This is a genomic window from Verrucomicrobiota bacterium, from assembly GCA_016871535.1.
Classification (GTDB): Bacteria; Verrucomicrobiota; Verrucomicrobiia; order Limisphaerales; family SIBE01; genus VHCZ01.
In genome coordinates this window covers 1-19,316 of record VHCZ01000103.1, presented here as the reverse complement: position 1 = coordinate 19,316, position 19,316 = coordinate 1, and the positions used below count along the sequence as shown (strand labels likewise).

Genomic DNA, 19,316 nt, shown 5'->3' with positions numbered 1-19,316 from the left:
TTTTGCCTGGGGCTGCGTTGCTCCTCGGTCACAGCCCCACTGGCGGGGGATGCTCGCTCGTCGCGCCTTGCCCCAGGCCAAATTGGGCGCAACGAACGTGAGCGTATTTACGAAACGGACCACTAAGACTAAGAGCCGACGCTCGCCATTTCTTCGTTCGTCATGACGTTGATGATTTTGAACTGTTCGGCGTGGAAGGCCGGATCGGCGCGGAAGGAAAGCTTTCCGAAGTAGCGCTTCTCCAGCTCGATCAACAATTTCTCGTCCTCGGTGCGCAACCGATCCAGCACGCTCGGATGAACGATGATCCGGAGCTGGAAATCGGATTCGTCCCGGCCGCGTCGTTTCAAGATCTCGCTCAGCTTGCGTTGAATCTCCACGCTCATGGTCAGCGCGCTTTTCACTTTGCCGCGGCCTTTGCAGTACGGGCAATCGTCATAAACCGAAGCCCGCACGCTTTCGGTGTGGCGTTGCCGGGTCATCTCCATCAATCCCAGTTGCGAGATCGGCAGGACGTGGGTTTTGGCGCGGTCGCGGCGCAGGCCTTCCTTGACCCGCTGATAAACGGTCTGCTGATCGCGCCGCGATTTCATGTCGATGAAGTCGAGCACGATCAAGCCGCCCATGTTGCGGAGCCGGAGCTGGCGGCAGATTTCGTCGGCCGCCTCCAGGTTCACTTTCACAATGGTCGAATCCTGGTCTTTGCCGGTGTTCTTGTGGCGCCCGGTGTTGACATCGATCGCGACGAGCGCCTCGGTTTCGTCGATGACGATGTAGCCGCCGCTCTTGAGATGGACCTGCCGGGAGAACGCAGCCTCCAACTGGCGCGTGATGTTAAACCGGTCAAAGATGGGCTGGGAATCCGAATAGCATTTGACTTTGCCTACGGAGCGCTTGGAGATGCGGCCGATCATTTCGCGTATGCGCTCATATTGCGGCAGGCTGTCGATCACAATGCGCTCGACGTCCTCCGTCAGAAAGTCGCGGACGGTGCGCTCGATCAGGTCGGGTTCCTGAAAAACGCAGGTCGCCGTCGGCTGCTTGTTGATGCGTTCCTGGATGCGCTGCCATTCATCGAGCAGAAACGCCAGGTCGCGCACGAAATACCGCTCTTGCTGGCCTTCGCCGGCGGTGCGGATGATGATGCCCATGCCGTCGGGAATCTTGAGTTTGCGGACAATCCGTTTCAGGCGCTGGCGTTCCTCGCCGTTCTCGATCTTGCGGGACACGCCGCTTTGCTCGGCGTTGGGCAACAACACCAAGAAACGTCCCGGCAACGACAGATTCGTCGTGACCCGCGGCCCTTTGGTCCCGATCGGCCCTTTGCTCACCTGCACGATGATTTCGGAGCCGGGCGGATAGACGCGCGGGATGTCCCGCTGCGTGATCCGGGGTTTGTCGCGCCGCTTGGTTTCGCGTTCCACCACTTCCACGCTGCTGTCGAAGCTGGCGGGAACGATATCCCAGTAATGAAGGAAGGCGTTCTTTTCAAAACCGATATCGACGAACGCGGCCTTCAATCCGTCCTCCAGGTTCCGGACTTTGCCCTTGTAAATGCTCCCCACCAATCGTTCGTCCGTGACGCGTTCGATGGTGAATTCTTCCAGTTTGCCTTCTTCCAGGACGGCGACGCGCGTTTCGAGCGACTCGGCGTTGAGGACGACTTCCTTGTGGGTTTTTTTGACGGGCTTGATCAGGCGCTGAACGCGCTTGATCACGTTGGAAGCGGCGGCACGGAGCGTTTGCACGATGCCTTTGGGCGGCGGTTCGGTGACAGGAACCGGCTGGAATTCCTCCTTCACTTCGGCGGGGGTTTCCAGATGCGGTTCGCGGTAGTCGCTCTTCTTGCGCTCCGGCACGCTGGGCGCCGGAGCGGGTTGGGGTTTGGCGTCCGGCGGCAAACCGGCGGCGATATTCTCGGCCCGGTCGATTTCGCGTTGGTGCCGGGCGCTGTCAAAGACGCCCTCGGTGGAGGCTTTTTCGCCGATGGCCTGGGCGCGAGCCTGATTGGCAGCGCGGTCGGGCCGGCGGATGTGGTGCGGCGGAGCGCCGCTGGGTCGGAACCGCATGCCGCCTTTGCGGCGGTGAGAAAAGTTTCTTTCACTCATAATCAATAAGACCTTCGATAGATGTAGATGCTTTGCAGAATGCCTGTGGCGACCAACGAGCACAGCACCGACGTGCCGCCATAGCTGAGCAGCGGCAGCGGAATGCCGGTCACGGGCATAATGCGGATGTTCATGCCGATGTTGATGAAGACATGGCTGAAGAGCATGGTCACAATCCCGATCGCCAACAGCTTGCCCAGGCGGTCGCGCGCCTGGTCGGCGATTTTAATTCCCGTGAACAGGATCACCGTGTAGAGCACGATGATGGTCGCACTGCCCAGAAATCCCTTTTCTTCCGCGATGACAGAAAAAATGAAATCGTTGTGCGCCACGCCCCGGGGCAGATAACCCAGCGTATTCTGGGTCCCCTGCCTCCAGCCTTTGCCAGTTAAGCCACCCGACCCCACCGAAATCAGCGCTTGCTCGACGTTGTACGTCTTGCTGAGTTGACGTTCCCTGGCGCGCTGACGCTCCTCCGGGGTGGCATTGCGGGGAGCGAAATCCTTTCCGAAATAGACCAGCAGCCGTTCCCGTTGATATTCCTCCATCGGAATCCGCCAGCCGGGCGGCGCGAAGAGAACATCCACCAGGACCAATCCCACCAAGATCGTTCCGGAACCCAAAAGCCGTTTCAAATAAGCCAGCGGCACTCCGGCGACGAACATCATCACCAGCCCGCACGGCAAAAACACGATCGCGGAACCGAGGTCCGGCTCCTTCACGATCAACAAAAACGGGAGCAGCATCATGCCCAGGCCTTTAAAAAAAATCGCCGGCACGCGCAGCTCGTCTTCGGGCCGGCTCAAGAAGTTCGCCATCGCCAGCAGGAAAGCCAGCTTGGCAAATTCGGACGGTTGAAAATCGTAGAAGCCCAGGTCAAACCACCGCCGGGCGCCGTAATATTCGGTTCCAATGTGCGGGCTGAGGACCGCCACGAGCAGGACGACGCTCAGCCAATACAGGACCAGCGACCATCGGGCCAGTCGGCCGTAATCGACCAGGCAAAACACCGTGGCCGCTCCCAGTCCGAGCAGGTAAGCCAGCACTTGCTTGGAGTAGGATTGGTGCGCGAGCCAGCTCAGAAACGAAGTCAGCGAGCCGCGGCGAAAACGCTGCCACAGGCTCATCGTGTCATACACCGAGGTGGCGCTGTAAATGAACGCAACGCCGATGGCCATCAGCAGCACGATCGCCAGCCACATGGGCCACTCGATCTGGCGTTCGCGTTGATTTAGATGCGCTTCAAACATTCGCTAAAAATCGCGGGGTTGGCTGTCGATCTGCCTGCGGGAGGCTGCGGCTGCGACTCGCGGTGAGCCGCTCTCAGCCGCGCGGGCCATAGACGCCGCCTTTTGCACGATCCCCGGATCGCGTTTGACGATCTCTTTGTAGATGTCTCGAGCGACCGGCGCGCAGGTGAAGCCGCCACTGGTTCCGCCTTCGACAACGACGATGACGGCGTACCGCGGATTCTCGAAAGGCGCGTAGGAGACAAACCAAGTAATCTGCTCCGTGTCTCCGCCCGTCAATTTGGCGGTGCCGGTCTTGCCGGCGATTTGCAGTCCATCCACTCTCGCTAGTTTGCCGGTCCCTTCGGGATTCACGGTGTCGTCGAGCATGGCCTGCCTGACCAGGTCCAGAGTTTCCGCCCGCAATTTGACCGTTCCTCTGACTTGTCGAGACGGCGCTGGAATGATCTCGCTGTCTTCCAATTTTTCCTGAGGCTCAATTCGCTCGATCAAGCGCGGCGCGAGAAGGGTTCCGCCATTGGCCACGGCGGCGATGAGGACGGCCATTTGCAGCGGTGTCACGAGGAGTTCGCCGTGGCCGATGCTGAGGTTTCCCGTGTCGCCCGGCATCCACCTCGATCCATCCAGCTTTCTCAGTTCACCGGGAGCGGGCAACGCGCCGGCCGTTTCCTGCTTTGGCCACAGCCCGGTGGGTTCGCCGAGGCGAAACTGGCGCGCCATTTCGATGATTTTTTCCGGGCCGATGCGCAATCCGTATTCGATGAAATAGGAATTGCTCGATTTCCAAAACGCCCGGCGGAAATTGAAGTCCCCTGACCCAGCCGTGTCTCGGATCGGCTTTCTCCCAATGAGGTAATAGCCCGGACTCCGGTAGAGCGCGTTCGGATCAATCACGCCCGCTTCGAGTCCGGCCAGAGCCACGATAATCTTGAAGCTGGAACCGGGCGGGTAAGTGCCGTAGCCGGCGCGGTTGAACAAGGGCTTGAGATCCGGGTCGTTCATCTTCGCGTACTCTTCGGTCGTGAGGCCGGTGACGAATTGGTTCGGATCGAACGAAGGAGCGGACACGAGCGCGCGGATGTCGCCGGTGTTGACGTCCATCACGACCGCCGCGCCGCGCACTTCCTCCTTGCCCTTGGTCTTGGCGCCGGGCGCATTCGCCAGCGCCTGCTCGGCCGCGAGCTGGATCCACAGGTCGATGGTCAGCGCCACATTGTGTCCGGGCTGCGGCGGGATCGGGGTGTGCTCCGATTCCCGATACGCCAGATTGTTGACGAGCACCGCCTTGACGCCGGCCTTGCCTCGCAACTGCGGGTCCAGGGCCGATTCGAGACCCTTGACGCCGACATAATCGGGCAAGCGAAAGCGAAAGGAGATATCTTCATCATCCACCGGGAAGAAATCGCGTTTGAGATGGCCGACGAGATGGGCGGCGACGTGTTGGTATGGATAATGCCGGATCGCCTGCGGTTCAAGCGCCAGGCTCGGCACGTTGCCGGCCTGCTCGACGAACATCGCCACCTGCGGTTTGGACAGATCCTTCAACAGCGGCAAAGGCAAGGAACGCAGTTGATCGTAGTGGGTGTGGAAATCTTGTTCCACCAACAAGCGCGGCGCCTGGATCGCCGAACTGACCTGCATGAGAACGTTGCTCACGACGCGGTAGCGCGCCTGGCGTTCCAATTCATCCGTGATCTTGCGGGTCAGGCGCACGTTCGGGTTCGCGAGTTTGAATTCTTTCCGAACCCCGTTCGTGTACTCATATCGAAAACTGTCCCGCAATTCTTCGAGGTAGAGATTCACATTGTAACTGGGCCGGTTTTGCGCGAGCGCGTATCCGTTTCGATCCAGAATCTTGCCGCGGATGGCGGGGACACGGACGGTTCGCACGGACTGGGCTTGCAGATTGGCGAGGTAACGATCGGAGCGGACGACCTGCAAGTACCACAAGCCGCCCAGCAGGACCGTCATGCCCGCCAACACCGCCATCGCCACGGCTTGCAGTTTGAAGTCGCTCTTCTTGAGTTGGTCGATGATCAACATACTCAGACGCGGCCCCGCTTGATTTCGCGATCCGGGCGAAAGCTGCTTTCGGAAACGGCCGGATACGTGAACGCGCGGCAGAAACGTTCCAACACCCAGAACAAGGCCGGCGTGAGCGCCCCGCCCACGAGCGCCATGATCAGCCATTGCCAGATTGAACCCCACCCGATCAACGGCACCTGGCCGACGCCCACCATCAGCAGAATCGTCAGCACGGGCGCGGCGGCGCTGGCGGCAATGCCCAGCACGAATTGAGCGTACTGTTGCTCGCGCAGAATTAGCCCGCGATTCAGATGCACCAGGAACGCGATGACAAAAAGCGGGAGGATTGAAATGCCCAGGCGATTCGCCGACAGCGCGTCGAACCAGAGTCCTCCCAGAACGCTGACCAGCGCGAGCGTGGCCCATTCCGTGCGCAGACCGCAATAGACCAGGAGCGCCGGCCGCAAATCGATCTGAACGCCGAGCCAATGGCTCAACGGCGTCTGGCACGAAGCCAGGTAGGCCGCCAGATACGCGGCCAACGCCAGAATGCCGGTGTTCAGGTAGCTCATGGAAACTTCACCCACACGTAATCCAGGTGTTTGAAATTCGCCGACAGCTTGACCCGCGCTTCCGTGGACATGCCGAAGCCGACGCTCCGCGTCTCGATGACTTTCCCGATGGGAATGCCTTTGGGGAACACGCCGCCCTGACCGCTGGTCACGACTAACGCGCCGGCTTTGGCTTTGCTTTGGCCGCCGAGAAACGTCAACTCCACGATGGAGGGATCGAGAATGCTGGAGGCATCCGCCTGGATGATCCCGCCGTCCTGGTCTTTCTCATCCTCAACCACCGCCGAAACCCGGCAATTCGGGTCGCCGATCAAGACCACCTGCGAACTCCAGAGACCCACGCGTTGAACCTTGCCCACCAACCCTTCGCTGGTCATCACGGGCATGTTCGTGACCACCCCGTCGCGCTGTCCGAGATCGATCTGGATCGTGCGCCACCAATTGGCCGGATCGCGAAGCGTCACGCGGGCGAGCCGGAGGTCCCACCGGGATTGTTGCTTCCATCCGAAGGCCTGACGGAGGGTGAGATTCTCCTGCCAAACCAGATTGCTCTGCATGAGTTGCAGCCGCAATCGTTCGTTCTCGCGCTTCAGATCATCGATTTGATCGAGGAGCATGCGGCGCGGAACGACGGTGCCCTCGGCCTGCCGGGCCACGCTGCGGCTCGAACTGGTCAAACCGATCAAGGGCAGAAAAAAACCTCCCAGAGCCAGCTTCAGTTGCGTCGCCGTTTGGATCGGCAGGCTCAGAACAACCAGCACCAACAAAACAACCGCCATTAAGGCTAAATACTGCGGCCTTCTAAACATCTTTCACCCGATAGACAGGTTCGGGCGAACAACGGCGGCTCATGACTCAGCATCCTTTATCTGGAGTAAGCAACTCGCTTGAGAAATTGGAGTTCCTGCAGGACTCGACCGGTGCCTTCCGCCACGGCGGTGAGGGGGTTCTCCGCAATGTGGACCGGCAGGCCGGTTTCTTCGGCCACCAATCGGTCGATGCCTCGCAAGAGCGCGCCACCGCCGGCGATGACGATCCCGCGGTCCACCAGATCGGCGGACAATTCGGGCGGGCACCGTTCGAGGGTGATGCGAATGGATTCCAAAATACTTGCCAGGGGTTCCTTCAGCGCTTCGCGGATTTCCTCGGAGCGAACGGTCAAGGTCTTGGGCAACCCTGCGCTCAAATCGCGTCCTTTGACCTCCATCGAAAGCTCCTGTTCCAGAGGATAGGCTGAGCCGATGCGGATTTTGATTTCTTCCGCCGTGCGTTCGCCAATCATCAGATTATAGGCCCGTTTCATGTGCGCAATGATCGTCTCGTCGAATTCATCTCCGCCCACGCGGAGGCTGCGGCTGAACACGATGCCCGCCAGGGAGATGATGGCAATTTCGCACGTGCCGCCGCCGATATCGACGATCATGTTGCCGGCCGGTTCATGCACCGGCAACCCGACGCCAATTGCGGACGCCATCGGTTGCTCGATGAGATACACTTCCCGCGCGCCGGCATGGGTCGCGGAATCTTTCACCGCCCGTTTCTCAACTTCGGTGATTCCGGAAGGGACAGCGACAACCACTCGAGGAGCAATCAGCTTGCGATTATGAACCTTCTGGATGAAATGCCGCAACATGGCCTCGGTAATCTCGAAATCGGCGATCACGCCGTCTTTCATGGGCCGGATGGCGACGATATTTCCTGGGGTGCGGCCGAGCATTCGTTTGGCTTCTTCGCCGACGGCCAGGACGTTAGTCGTGCCAGCTTGAATGGCTACGACGGAAGGTTCATGCAGCACAATGCCCCGATCACGGACATAAACGAGGGAGTTCGCCGTTCCCAAATCGATCCCGATGTCGTTGGAAAACAGGCCTTTAAGTTGCGCTAACATGTATGGTACCTAGACACACTTTAACATGAGGGAGTCGCACAATGCGGTCAAGACCTATTCCACTTATTCCACTACTGAACGAGACTCCCGAGACTCCTGCCGAGCCAATGCCATCGAAGAAAAGCTCCGCAGGAGCGTCGCTCCACCGTCGTTAATTGAAGGGGTCACCCACCATTCCACCGCCACGCCTCCTCAACCCTTATACACGATCATCACGCCGAAGTCGGTGAGAAGCTGGCGAGATCCCAGGTCCATGTGCGTGTAAGTGAGCGGCGTGATGCTGACGATGTTGTCCTCGCCCACTTTGTTCAAGAACTCGGACACGATATCGTCGAAGCGGTCGCGTCCCACTTCCACGCAGTCGGTGCGGCGGATGCATTTCATCCGCATCTTTTTGCTGCCGTCCTTGGCGGAAACCTCAAGCGTGGGGGCGGATTTCGTGATGAGAACCTCTGCGGGACCCTCGTGCACGGGCACGCTAAAGTGATGCTCTTCCTTGGCGGCGGCGGAGGAGGCCATCGGGTTTGCGCGGACGTTCATGACGTCCGGTTCGGGAATCACAATGGGCGTGTTGCAGGAGGGGCACGCAATCTGGGTTCCCGCCATGGAGGTCTCGGCTTCCAACTGCTGTTTGCAGTTCGGGCAACTAAAAATCATATTCATAGCGACCTCGCTGAGTTGGGACTTTAATCAAGTCTATCGCCACGCCTTAAAGTTTCTAGTCCAAAAATTAACCTGTGTGCTACGCTGCGCGAAGCATGAGCATGCGCGCGCCCACCAAATTTCAGCTCGTTTGCAGCCTGGCCGCTTCGGCGACGATCATGCGAGCCGAACCATTCAGCCTCATCCTCCGCAACGGCACCATCTACGACGGCGGCGGCGGCGCTCCTTTCGTCGGTGACGTCGCCCTCAATGGCGAGACCATCGCGGCCGTCGGCGCCTTGCGTGACGCGCGAGCAACGAAGGAAGTGAATGCAGCGGGCCTGGCTGTCGCGCCGGGCTTTATCAACATGCTCAGTTGGGCGACGGAATCGCTCATCCACGATGGCCGTTCACAGAGTGATATCCGCCAGGGAGTGACCTTGGAAATCTTCGGTGAAGGCGAGTCGCTCGGTCCTCTCAACGCCCGGATGAAGAGGGAAATGCAGGAATCTCAAGGCGACATCAAATATCCCATCCGCTGGACGACGCTGGGGCAATATTTGGAATTCCTGGTCCGGCGCGGCGTTTCCTGCAATGTGGCTTCCTTCGTCGGCGCAACGACGGTCCGCATCCACGAGCTCGGGTACGCGGACCGGCCACCTACGGCCGCCGAACTTGAGCGGATGAAGAAGCTCGTGAGGCAGGCCATGGAAGAAGGCGCGCTGGGTGTCGGGTCCTCCTTGATCTACGCGCCCGCATTCTATGCCCGGACGGATGAATTGATCGCGCTGGCCAAAGTCGCTTCGGAATACGGCGGGACTTACATTTCGCACCTGCGCAGCGAGGGGAACACTTTCCTCGAAGCGCTCGACGAATTGATCACCATTTCTCGCGCGGCCAACATCCCGGCCGAGATTTATCACCTGAAAGCCGCGGGCCAAGAAAACTGGAGCAAATTGGACCAGGCCCTCCGCGAGGTGGAGGAAGCCCGAGCCGCCGGCCTTAAGATCACCGCCGACATGTACACTTACACCGCGGGCGCCACAGGTCTCGACGCCGCCATGCCGCCCTGGGTGCAGGAAGGCGGCTACAAAGCCTGGGCCGCGCGCCTCAAGAATCCGGAGATCCGCGAACGCGTCAAAAAGGAAATGGTCACGCCAACACGCGAATGGGAGAGCCTTTACCTTGCCGCAGGTTCGCCGGAGAAAGTTTTGCTGGTCGGTTTCAAAAACCCGAAGCTGAAACCGCTCACCGGAAAAACGCTCTCGGAAGTCGCCTCCCTCCGCGGCAAATCTCCGGAGGAGACCGCGATCGATCTGGTCATCGAAGACGGCAGCCGCGTCGGCACGGTGTATTTTCTGATGGCGGAGGACAATGTTCGGAAGCAGGTGAAATTGCCGTGGGTGAGTTTTGGCTCCGATGCGGCGTCCCTTGCGCCCGAAGGGGTATTCTTGAAGGCGAATCCGCACCCCCGCGCTTATGGAAATTTTGCGCGGTTGCTCGGCCAGTACGTCCGCGACGAAAAGCTGATCTCGTTGGAGGAAGCCATTCGGCGGTTAACTTCCTTGCCGGCTGAGAATCTCAAGCTCGAGCGGCGCGGCCGGCTCAAGCCAGGTTACATCGCCGACGTGGTTGTCTTCGATCCGCAGAAGATCCAAGACCACGCCGCGTTCGAGAAGCCGCACCAGTACTCGACGGGAATGGTCCACGTCTTTGTCAACGGCACGCAAGTCCTGCGGGATGGCAAACACACGGGCGCCAGGCCGGGGCGCGTGGTCCGGGGTCCAGGGTGGAGAACGGGGCGGCTGAAATGACAAAGGTTAGGCTATGGATTTCTCGGTGACAGACACTTTACGACACTTTACATCGCACCCGATTTCTCGTTGCATCCCCGGCAAGGCGCGCTAATTTCTGCATTAGATGTCCTCGAGCGCAAACGATTAACCAACCCCGGAGTCCTAAATGAAAACAGTTCGTTCCTTCCATCGAACAACTCGAATCTTGCGGCGGCGCCGCGGCGGTTTCACCCTCATCGAACTTCTCGTCGTGATCGCCATCATCGCGATCCTGGCGGCGATGCTGTTGCCCGCGCTGTCCAAGGCCAAGACCAAAGCCATCAAGATCAAGTGCGCCAGCAATCTGAAGCAGATTGGCATTGCGTCGCTCATGTACGCCGGCGATTACAACGACTGGTTCCCGCCGCTCCAGGATCCGACCACCAAGTCCGTGGGCAACTGGCCCTGGGACATCCCCGCTTACGTGGCTAATCTCCTCACCCGAAACGGCGCGCAGCGGCACGTGCTTTACGATCCCGGCTTCCCCAAGCAGGATAACAACGAGCTCTGGAGATTCACCACGGACTCCCTCGGAGAAGAGACGATTCGGGACCAGGGTTATCGCGTCGCCGGTTATCAATTTGCCTGGCTTTACGCGGCTCGCATTCGCGCCACCAACATCACGGAAAAAAGCGTGAACACCAAACCGTGGCGCATGCGCGACGGCACGGAAATCAATCCGGGGCCGGCCGAACGCGTCAGCGTCGCCGACGCCGTGATCTCCGAAGGCGAAAACCAAACCGATCGAACCCGCAACCGCTACACCAAGATCAATGGCGGCTGGGCCGGCCATCAAAGCGCGCACCTCAACTCGACGGGAAGGCTCCCCGAAGGCGGCAACTTGCTCTACGCCGACGGCCACGTGGCGTGGCAGAAATTCGAGAAGATGTACGTCCGCACCGACGGCGGCCCGAGCTTCTGGTGGTAAGGAGCGCGTCTTCCGTCCTCCAAACGCTTTCCTGGGTAAATCCGGGTGGAACAAGCTACCAGCCCGTTTTCGGCGGCAACTTGCCGCCGAAGGAAGCGGCAGGCTGGCTGGTAGCCTGCCGCAACAGGCCGGTGGCCTGTTCCACCCAAGAAGACAGTGGAATGCGTCCCTACCGAGATCAGGATTCTGTCAGCCTGTCCAAGGACGCCTGAAGCTGCGCACGCTTCGCTTCCCACGCCGCGAGCCGGTTCTTGTGCTCCTCCAAAACCGCCGGCGGAACCTTTTCCACGAAGCCAGGGTTGTTCAACCGCTGCTTCACTTTCTCGATCTCCGCCTCGACCTTCGCGAGTTCCTTCGTCAAGCGCGCCTTCTCCGCCGCGACATCGATTAACCCTTCCAGCGGCAGATAAAGCTCTCCAAGCTCCGAACGGATCGTGGGCGTTCCTTTCGGCGGATCGTAGGTTGACGCTACTTCGAGCGTGTCGGCGTTCAGCAACAACTTGAGCACATCCGCTTCGTGGTCGGGAAACGGGCCCGCTGGTTTGAAAACGAACTTCACTTTCTTGCTCGAAGGAATGTTCCCTTCGCGCCGCAGATTCCGCCCCTGGCTCACCAACTCGTATTTCGCATTCACGAAGCGCTCGTCGCTGTCGTCCAGGCCGTAGTGCGCCTTGAAATCGTCATCTAACGGCTTGGGCCAGCGCGCGAACATGATGGTCTCGCCGCCTTGGTCCGCAGGCAAATCGCGGTCGAATCCCATCCCGTGCCAGAGTTCCTCCGTGATAAACGGCAGGAACGGATGGAACAGCCGCAGCATATGGCCCAGGATAAAGTCGATCACGGCGAGTTTGTTGGCGCGGCGAGCGTCGTCGGTTGTTGGAGCGTTGGAGCGTTGGAGCGTTGGAGCGTCCGGCGTGGTAACGCTCTGACGCTCTGACGCTCTGAGGCTCAGCACGGCTTTGCTGGCCTCGACGTACCAATCGCAATACTCGCTCCAGAAGAAGCGATAAAGCGTCTGCGTCACTTCGTTGAAGCGATATTCAGCGAACGCCGTGTCGATCTCGCGGATCGCCTGGTCCAGCTTGAGCAGAATCCATTTGTCATCGCTGGTGAGCAGCGCGGGATTGATCTCGCCTTCGGCCTGGCCACCTTGCATCTGCCGGAACCGGCAGGCGTTCCAGAGTTTGTTGCAGAAATTGCGGCCCAACTCGACGTCCTTCTCATCGAAGAGCACGTCCTGGCCGAGCGGGGCGCTGCGCATCGTGCCGAACCGGAGGGCGTCCGCGCCGTAGCGGGCAATGAGATCGAGCGGGTCGGGCGAATTGCCGAGGGTCTTCGACATCTTGCGCCCCTGCTTGTCGCGGATGATGCCGGTGAAATAAACGTTGCGGAAAGGCAGGTCGCCCATGAACTCGTACCCCGCCATGATCATCCGCGCGACCCAGAAGAAAATAATGTCCGGACCGGTGACGAGATCAGTCGTCGGATAAAACGCCTTCAACGTCGCGTTCTGCTCGTCCGCGGCTTTGTCGCCCGTCCAACCCATCGTGGCGAACGGCCAGAGCCAGGAACTGCACCAGGTGTCGAGGACGTCGGGGTCTTGGGTGAAGCCCAACCTGTTCAGAGCATTGGCTTCTTCGTCAAAATACGTCGCAGCCCAAACGGTCCAGGGTCCTGAAATTTTTTCTGCACGAAAGTGACTCCACTTACCTGGAACTCCTGAAACGCAAGGGTACTCCTTGTCCTCGACAACGGCGGCATGTACTTCGGGTGGCATTTCGGCTTCACCTCCATATGTCCTTCTCCACACAGGAATTCTGTGCCCCCACCATAGCTGTCGGCTGATGCACCAATCCTGAATGTTGGTCAACCAGTGGTCATAAACCTTCGCCCAGCGATCCGGATGAAAACGCATCTGGGGAGCGCACGCGCCCTCGCGTGCGGCGGCGGACGCCTCGTCCGCGGCAATTGGCCGTTGATATTCATCGACGCCGCTGGAATCTCTCACGCCCTCTGGGCCGTCGGCGAGGGCGCCGGCGGCGGCACGCGAGGCGCGTGCGCTCCCCTCTTCCTGTTCCACACAGGCCTTTGATTGCTCCACGCTCGGATACTTCAGAAACCACTGCTCGCTCAACCTCGGTTCGATCGGCACTTTTGCGCGCTGACTGAAGCCGACTTTGTTTTCATACGGCTGCTCCTTCACCAGCGCGCCGAGAGCCTTAAGCTTCTCCACCGCGACCTTCCGCGCTTCGAACCGGTCCAAGTCGGACAGATCAACGCCCGCCAGCTCGTTCATGGTGCCATTCGGATTGAGGACATCGACTGCGGGCAATCCATGCCGCTGGCCGATTTCAAAGTCCGCTTTGTCATGCGCCGGCGTTACTTTCAGTACGCCGGTCCCGAATTCAGGATCAATGTGTTCATCCGCGATGATTGGGATCAGCTTCTTCTCGCGTGGCAATTCCGGCGGCAATGGCCGAATCACGTGCTTGCCTATCAAATGTGCGTAGCGCGGATCCTTCGGATTGACCGCGACGGCGGTGTCGCCCGGGATCGTCTCCGGCCGCGTCGTGGCGATCACGAGCCATGTGTGTCCTTGCTCATCCACGATTGGACCCTCCTTCTGACTCGCCTTTCGCTCGTCGGGCAGATCCGGAGTGTTGGCCCCAAGTTCAGTTCCTTTCCCCTCACCCTGGCCCTCTCCCCAAGGAGAGGGAACGACTGTCGGAGTCGCGGGAAGAACCGGAGCCTCTGTTTCTGACCGATGCCGGAGTTCGCTACTCCCTCTCCCCAAGGGAGAGGGTTGGGGTGAGGGGAAAGGAGCTTGAAATCCTTCCGCCTCTTCAGCCTTGTCTGAGGTGCCCGACCGATGCCCCGCGGAGCCATCCGCGACTTCAACCTTGAAATACCAGAGGAAGCCATTCTGGGGCTCCATATCGACTTCTTCATCGGACAACGCCGTCAGCGTCGCCGGACACCAGTTCACCATGCGTTTGCCGCGATAGATCAGGCCTTTCTTGTAAAGCTCGACGAAAACCTTCTGCACGCAGCGGGAATACTCCGGGTCCATCGTGAACCGTTCGCGCGTCCAATCGCACGAGCAGCCGAGCTTTTTTAGCTGTTGAATGATGATGCCGCCGTGCTTTTCCTTCCACGCCCAGACGCGCTTGAGAAATTCCTCGCGGCCAAGATCGTGCCGCGTCTTTTTCTCTTCCTTCCTGATCTGCTTCTCGACTTGCACCTGTGTGGCGATGCCGGCGTGGTCGGTGCCCGGGAGCCAGAGAACTTCCTTGCCATCCATGCGGGCCTTGCGCGCGAGGATGTCCTGGATGGTGTTGTTCAGGACATGGCCCATGTGCAGCATGCCGGTGACATTCGGCGGCGGGATGACGATGGAATACGCCGGGCGTTTGGGGGAGACACGCGCCGGGTCCGCGGTGAAGCAGCCGTGCTTCAGCCAGAAGTCATACCATGTGTCCTCGACGGCCTGCGGTTCGTAAGCTTTGGGGATTTCGGACATAGAGAATTCCGGCGATAATCAGCCTAAGTGGTCCATTTCGTAAATACGCTCACGTTCGCGGCAAGGGATTTTTCGGCCAGACGAGGCGCGAGCGACGAGCATATCCCGAAGTGGATCTGTAAGGAGCAAGCAACGAAGTCTGGCGAAAAAGAACTGCCGCCCTTCGGGTTGCGCCGAATTTTGCCTGGGGCTGCGTTGCTCCTCGGTCACAGCCCCACTGGCGGGGGATGCTCGCTCGTCGCGCCTTGCCCCAGGCCAAATTGGGCGCAACGAACGTGAGCGTATTTACGAAACGGACCACTAAGCGAGAGGCCCAATAACTCTCACGCCGTTTCGCGTGGGCAACGGCCACAACCAGGATTCGATCAGCCTCCACACGGTAGATGATGGCATAAGGGAAGCGTTTCACCAGCCACTTCCGTGTTGCACGCCTGTAAGGCACTCCAATCTCAGGGTGAGTCTGAATTGTATGTTCTGCCGCAGCCACGGCATTGAGGAAGCGTTCACCCAGGCCCGGCAACTGCAGGTCATACCGAAGCGCGGCCGCAGCCATTTCAAGATTTGCGTCGGACAGATGCGCGACGGGCTTCACGAAGGGCCTTTCGCGCGCGGGCGAACGATTCTTCCGAAGTCAGCACTATGGCACGGCCCGCCTCATATTCGTCAAGACGGCGGTCGATCTCCGCAGCCCACGCTTTGTCCGCTTCCGCCTGGTATCCCCGAGGGAGGCTGGCGTAGAGCATGTCAGCCAATTCAATGCGTTCCTCAGGCTTCAGTTTCGCTACCAAGTCATTTGCCTTTTTCTTGAGCATTGCAGTCATGGATCAAGTCTGCCTGAATCCCAACCTCCAGGCAAATTCGCCTTATTTTCTCACCAGCGCGTATTCCATGCTGTCCACCAGCGCCTGGAGGCTGGCGGTGAGAATATTTTCACTCACCCCCACGGTGCCCCAATCGCGCTTGCCATCGGTCGAGGTGATCAGCACGCGAGTTTTGGCCGCGGTGCCGGCGACGCCATCCAGAATGCGCACCTTGTAATCCGTCAGCGCAACTTTTCGGATCTTGGGAAAAGACTTCGCCAACGCGGAGCGGAGCGCGCCATCCAGCGCATTCACGGGCCCGTCGCCCTCGGCAACCGTGTGATGCACCGCGCTGCCGACCCGGACCTTGACGGTCGCTTCACACAGAGATTCGCTGCCCTGGCGGCGCATGGAGACATGATAGGCATCCACAGTGAAGAGGAGTTCGGGATTGTGATCGAGCACGCCGCGGATGAGCAGGGCCAGCGAAGCTTCCGCGGCTTCATATTCGTAGCCCTGGCTCTCGCGTTCCTTGATGAGAGCCGTGATCTCCCGCGTTTCAGGCTGATCCGGCGCGAGCTCGAATCCAAGCTCCTTCGCTTTAAGCAAGACATTCACCCGCCCGCTCAAATCGCTCACGAGCACGCGGCGCTGATTCCCCACCGCCTCCGGGTTGATGTGCTCGTAGGCGCGCGTGATGCGGTCAATGGCGTGGACGTGCATCCCGCCCTTGTGGGCGAAGGCGGTCTGGCCGACCCAGGGCCGGCGAGGATCATGGCGGACGTTCGCGATCTCGTCCACGAACTCGGACAGTTCCCGGAGCTTCACCAGCGAACTGGCCGGAACGCCGAGCTTCTGCATTTTGAAATGAACGATTGGAATGACGCTCGTCAGGCTGCAATTGCCCGTCCGTTCCCCATAACCGTTGATCGTCCCCTGGACGTGCGTCGCTCCGACTTCCAGGGCCGCGACGGCATTGGCGACGCCGACGCCAATGTCGTCGTGCGTGTGAATACCCAACCGCGCGGTCAGCTTGCTCTTCGCGTCTTTCGTGATGCGCGCGATCTCGGCCGGCAAGCAGCCGCCGTTGGTATCGCACAACACGATGCATGCGGCGCCCGCGTGTTCCGCGGCTTGCCACGTGGCCAGGGCGTATCCGGGATCGTCCTTGAATCCGTCAAACGCGTGCTCGGCGTCATAGATCACTTTCTTCCCGTGGTCCTTCAAAAACCGGATGGTGTCGGCGATCATCGCGAGGTTTTCGTCCGGCCGGGCGCGGAGCACTTCGGTGACGTGCAGGAGCCAGGATTTGCCAACAATAGTGACCACGGGCGTCTCGGCTTCGAGGATTTGCCGCATCAGGTCGTCCTTTTCGACGGAGATCCCCCTGCGGCGGGTCATGCTGAAGGCGGCGATCCTGGCGTTTCTCCATTTTCGGCGGCGGGCATGGAGGAAGAATTCCATGTCCTTGGGATTGCTGCCCGGCCAGCCGCCTTCAATATAATGAATCCCGAACGCATCAATGCGCTCAGCGATGCGAAGTTTGTCCGCCGCTGAAAAATTGATGCCTTCGCCCTGGCTGCCGTCGCGCAGGGTCGTGTCGTAGATTTCTACTTCGGGTTTCATCGGTTCCCGCCACGCGGGACGGGAGTTCTACGATACCCCAAGTCCCTTGCAAAGCGGAAATCCAGGTTGATGGCGCTGGTCCGCGCTGGTCCCCATGCCCAGCCTTTCCCCCCATCTCTAACCCTTCCCGCGAACCGTCGCTTCGGATCGTGGCCTTCAGGTCGCTTCCACGCCGAACTCCAAAGTGTGCGTGAAAGCAGCCTAAAGGCTGCGGTCCGCAACGGTTTTCGGTTCCTGGGCCGTGAGCCGGCCCGTGAGGAAACAGGGAGACACCAGGCATCAGTTCTCCCTCGCCCCAAGGGAGAGGCCGGGGTGGAACGAAACGCAAGTCCTTCCACGACTCCAGAATTGCCCGAAACGCTATTCGCTGATTTCGCAGAAGCGAGGTTGTGTTTCGCCTGAACGCACTGGCGCAGGCTCGGCGGCGTTGGCGACCACTTGCCGCATCTGCGCGAACCACCAGCGGGCGCGGGTCGGGCGGCGTTCGCGGCGGGCGACGCGCCGAAATCCCAGAGGTTGTTCCAATCCCAATTCCATTTGTTGCTTTGTCATAGCGAGTTTTCTTAGCTCGCATCCTAGCAAGGGGGGTAGGACAACGGCGGTCTGGGGCCTGAAGTTTTTTTTGACAGGATTTAGGAGGATCTTCCTGATAATCCTTGTCAGGCAAAGCGGTCTTCCAGCCAGGGGTCGGCGGTATTCGAGTAACCTCGCACCTCCCAGAAACCCAGCGTATCTCGATCCGCAAACACTATCTCGTGAATGAACTTGGCGCCCTTCCACGCATAGCGCTTCGGGATAATGACTCGCGCCGGGCCGCCGTGCTCCTTCGACAACGGCTGGCCTTTCCACTTGTGCGCGACGAGCACGTCGTCGTCCAGGCAGACGCCGAGGGGATTGTTCGTGGTGTAACCGTCGTAGCTCTTGAAGAAGACGTGCGCCGCTTCGGGCTTGGGCTGGACCAGGTCCGCGAGCGTAAAAAACGCGACGCCTTCCCATTCCATGTCGAACTGGCTCCAGGTCGTGACGCAATGGAAGTCACTCGCGTCTTTGAATTGCGGCAGCGCCAGGAACTGCGCCCAGTTCAAGGTGAGTGGATTCCCGACCAGGCCGTGGATTTTCAGTTCCCATTTATCCAGCGGGATGTCCGGTTGAATGCCGAGATCGAGGACGGGAAAGTTGGTGACGAGCCGCTGTCCAGGGGGAAGCCGGTTTTCCGAGCGCGCCTGGGCTTTTTCCAGCCCGGCCATCTTGCGCGCCCAGCGCTCTTTCGCGGCGATGTAAGGGTCCTTCACCGTGACTTCATAACGCGCCCGCTTGCACCAGAGCCGGTGCGCCGCCTTTCGCCGTTAACTCGATGACATCACCCGGTTTGAGCGCAAAGGAACCTCCGGGGCGAAAGCTGTCCGCGCCACGCACAAGACTGATGGAATCCAACTCCGCATTGACGCCAGCCTCCTTCAGCGCCGACGCCAACGTCATTCCATCATGGCAAGGCACGCGGCGAGACTTCCCAGTCTTGGTATCTCTAAAGATGACGAAGGGGGCTGTCGCGACATCGGCCGCCGCGCCAACGGTGGCTTTGGCAACTTGTCCGGCGGCGGTCACACCTGAATGCACGACTTTGCCCGCCGTGCCCACCGCGGATGCCGCGGTCTTCGAAGCCGTGCGGGTCGCTGAAGCCGCGGTCTTGCCCGCGCCTTTGACTGCGCCGGCCGCGGTGTCGCCCGCCGAAGAGACGATGTGAGATGCGCAGCAACCGCACAAGGTTGCCGCGACAACGAGGCCGCCCGCGGCGCGCGAAAAACGGAAAAGCGAATTGGTTTTCATAGTGATCGATTGGATAATCGGAGGTGTTTCAATCAGCCATCCGGCCTAAGTGGTCCATTTCATAAATACGCTCACGTTCGCGGCAAGGGATTTTTCGGCCAGACGAGGCGCGAGCGACGAGCATATCCCGAAGTGGATCTGTAAGAGCGTGTCCGAAAATTGCGCGAGGTCCTGCGGCGAGGGATTTTGGCTGTGGCCAAGGCGGCGAGGTCCGAGCATCCCCAACGCGGGCTGTAAGGACCGAGCCAACGCAGGCCACGGACAAAAGACCCGCCGCCCGGAGGGTTTTCGCGCC

14 protein-coding genes and 1 pseudogene are annotated in these 19,316 nt (G+C 59.9%); 2 read left to right on the top strand and 13 right to left on the bottom strand.

What is annotated here, in order from left to right; genetic code table 11:
* Positions 1–128: 128 nt before the first annotated feature.
* The 6 genes from FJ398_14550 to FJ398_14525 all read right to left on the bottom strand — a co-directional run bounded on the left by FJ398_14550 (position 129) and on the right by FJ398_14525 (position 8,506).
* Complete coding sequence (locus FJ398_14550; protein ID MBM3839155.1) at positions 129–2,069, bottom strand: Rne/Rng family ribonuclease; 1,941 nt, start codon at positions 2,067–2,069, stop codon at positions 129–131.
* 41 nt (positions 2,070–2,110) lie between these two features.
* Positions 2,111–3,358 carry a rod shape-determining protein RodA gene (gene rodA, locus FJ398_14545; protein ID MBM3839154.1) on the bottom strand — a complete coding sequence of 416 codons (1,248 nt, stop codon included), beginning with the start codon at positions 3,356–3,358 and terminating at the stop codon, positions 2,111–2,113.
* A 3-nt stretch (positions 3,359–3,361) separates the two neighbouring features.
* The gene (gene mrdA, locus FJ398_14540; GenBank protein MBM3839153.1) at positions 3,362–5,809 is read right to left on the bottom strand and encodes a penicillin-binding protein 2; all 2,448 of its coding nucleotides are present in this window, start codon (positions 5,807–5,809) and stop codon (positions 3,362–3,364) included.
* 142 nt (positions 5,810–5,951) lie between these two features.
* Entirely contained in the window at positions 5,952–6,764 is an 813-nt protein-coding gene (mreC, locus tag FJ398_14535) for a rod shape-determining protein MreC (protein ID MBM3839152.1), read from the bottom strand.
* Between the two features lie 56 nt (positions 6,765–6,820).
* A complete protein-coding gene (locus tag FJ398_14530) occupies positions 6,821–7,843 on the bottom strand; it encodes a rod shape-determining protein (GenBank protein MBM3839151.1) in 1,023 nt (340 codons plus the stop codon).
* A 192-nt stretch (positions 7,844–8,035) separates the two neighbouring features.
* A complete protein-coding gene (locus tag FJ398_14525; protein ID MBM3839150.1) occupies positions 8,036–8,506 on the bottom strand; it encodes a hypothetical protein in 471 nt (156 codons plus the stop codon).
* Between the two features lie 95 nt (positions 8,507–8,601).
* Here FJ398_14525 and FJ398_14520 point away from each other — a divergent pair, with 95 nt between their 5' ends.
* Both FJ398_14520 and FJ398_14515 read left to right on the top strand, forming a co-directional pair.
* The gene (locus FJ398_14520) at positions 8,602–10,299 is read left to right on the top strand and encodes a D-aminoacylase (GenBank protein MBM3839149.1); all 1,698 of its coding nucleotides are present in this window, start codon (positions 8,602–8,604) and stop codon (positions 10,297–10,299) included.
* A gap of 148 nt (positions 10,300–10,447) precedes the next feature.
* Complete coding sequence (locus FJ398_14515; protein MBM3839148.1) at positions 10,448–11,248, top strand: prepilin-type N-terminal cleavage/methylation domain-containing protein; 801 nt, start codon at positions 10,448–10,450, stop codon at positions 11,246–11,248.
* Positions 11,249–14,132: 2,884 nt separating this feature from the next.
* Here the strand turns inward: FJ398_14515 and FJ398_14510 are convergent.
* The 7 genes and pseudogenes from FJ398_14510 to FJ398_14480 form a co-directional block, all read right to left on the bottom strand.
* Positions 14,133–14,768 (bottom strand): annotated as a pseudogene (locus tag FJ398_14510) (class I tRNA ligase family protein).
* Positions 14,769–14,817: 49 nt separating this feature from the next.
* A complete protein-coding gene (locus tag FJ398_14505; protein ID MBM3839147.1) occupies positions 14,818–15,321 on the bottom strand; it encodes a type II toxin-antitoxin system RelE/ParE family toxin in 504 nt (167 codons plus the stop codon).
* Between the two features lies 1 nt (position 15,322).
* Positions 15,323–15,589 (bottom strand): addiction module protein, encoded by a 267-nt coding sequence (locus tag FJ398_14500; protein MBM3839146.1) that lies wholly within the window; start codon positions 15,587–15,589, stop codon positions 15,323–15,325.
* A 42-nt stretch (positions 15,590–15,631) separates the two neighbouring features.
* Complete coding sequence (locus tag FJ398_14495) at positions 15,632–17,194, bottom strand: citramalate synthase (protein ID MBM3839145.1); 1,563 nt, start codon at positions 17,192–17,194, stop codon at positions 15,632–15,634.
* Between the two features lie 360 nt (positions 17,195–17,554).
* Positions 17,555–17,746: a hypothetical protein gene (locus FJ398_14490; protein ID MBM3839144.1), complete on the bottom strand. Its 192-nt coding sequence runs from the start codon at positions 17,744–17,746 to the stop codon at positions 17,555–17,557.
* A 107-nt stretch (positions 17,747–17,853) separates the two neighbouring features.
* Entirely contained in the window at positions 17,854–18,441 is a 588-nt protein-coding gene (locus tag FJ398_14485) for a sulfite oxidase-like oxidoreductase (protein MBM3839143.1), read from the bottom strand.
* Positions 18,442–18,493: 52 nt separating this feature from the next.
* Entirely contained in the window at positions 18,494–19,021 is a 528-nt protein-coding gene (locus FJ398_14480; protein ID MBM3839142.1) for a hypothetical protein, read from the bottom strand.
* Positions 19,022–19,316: the final 295 nt, after the last annotated feature.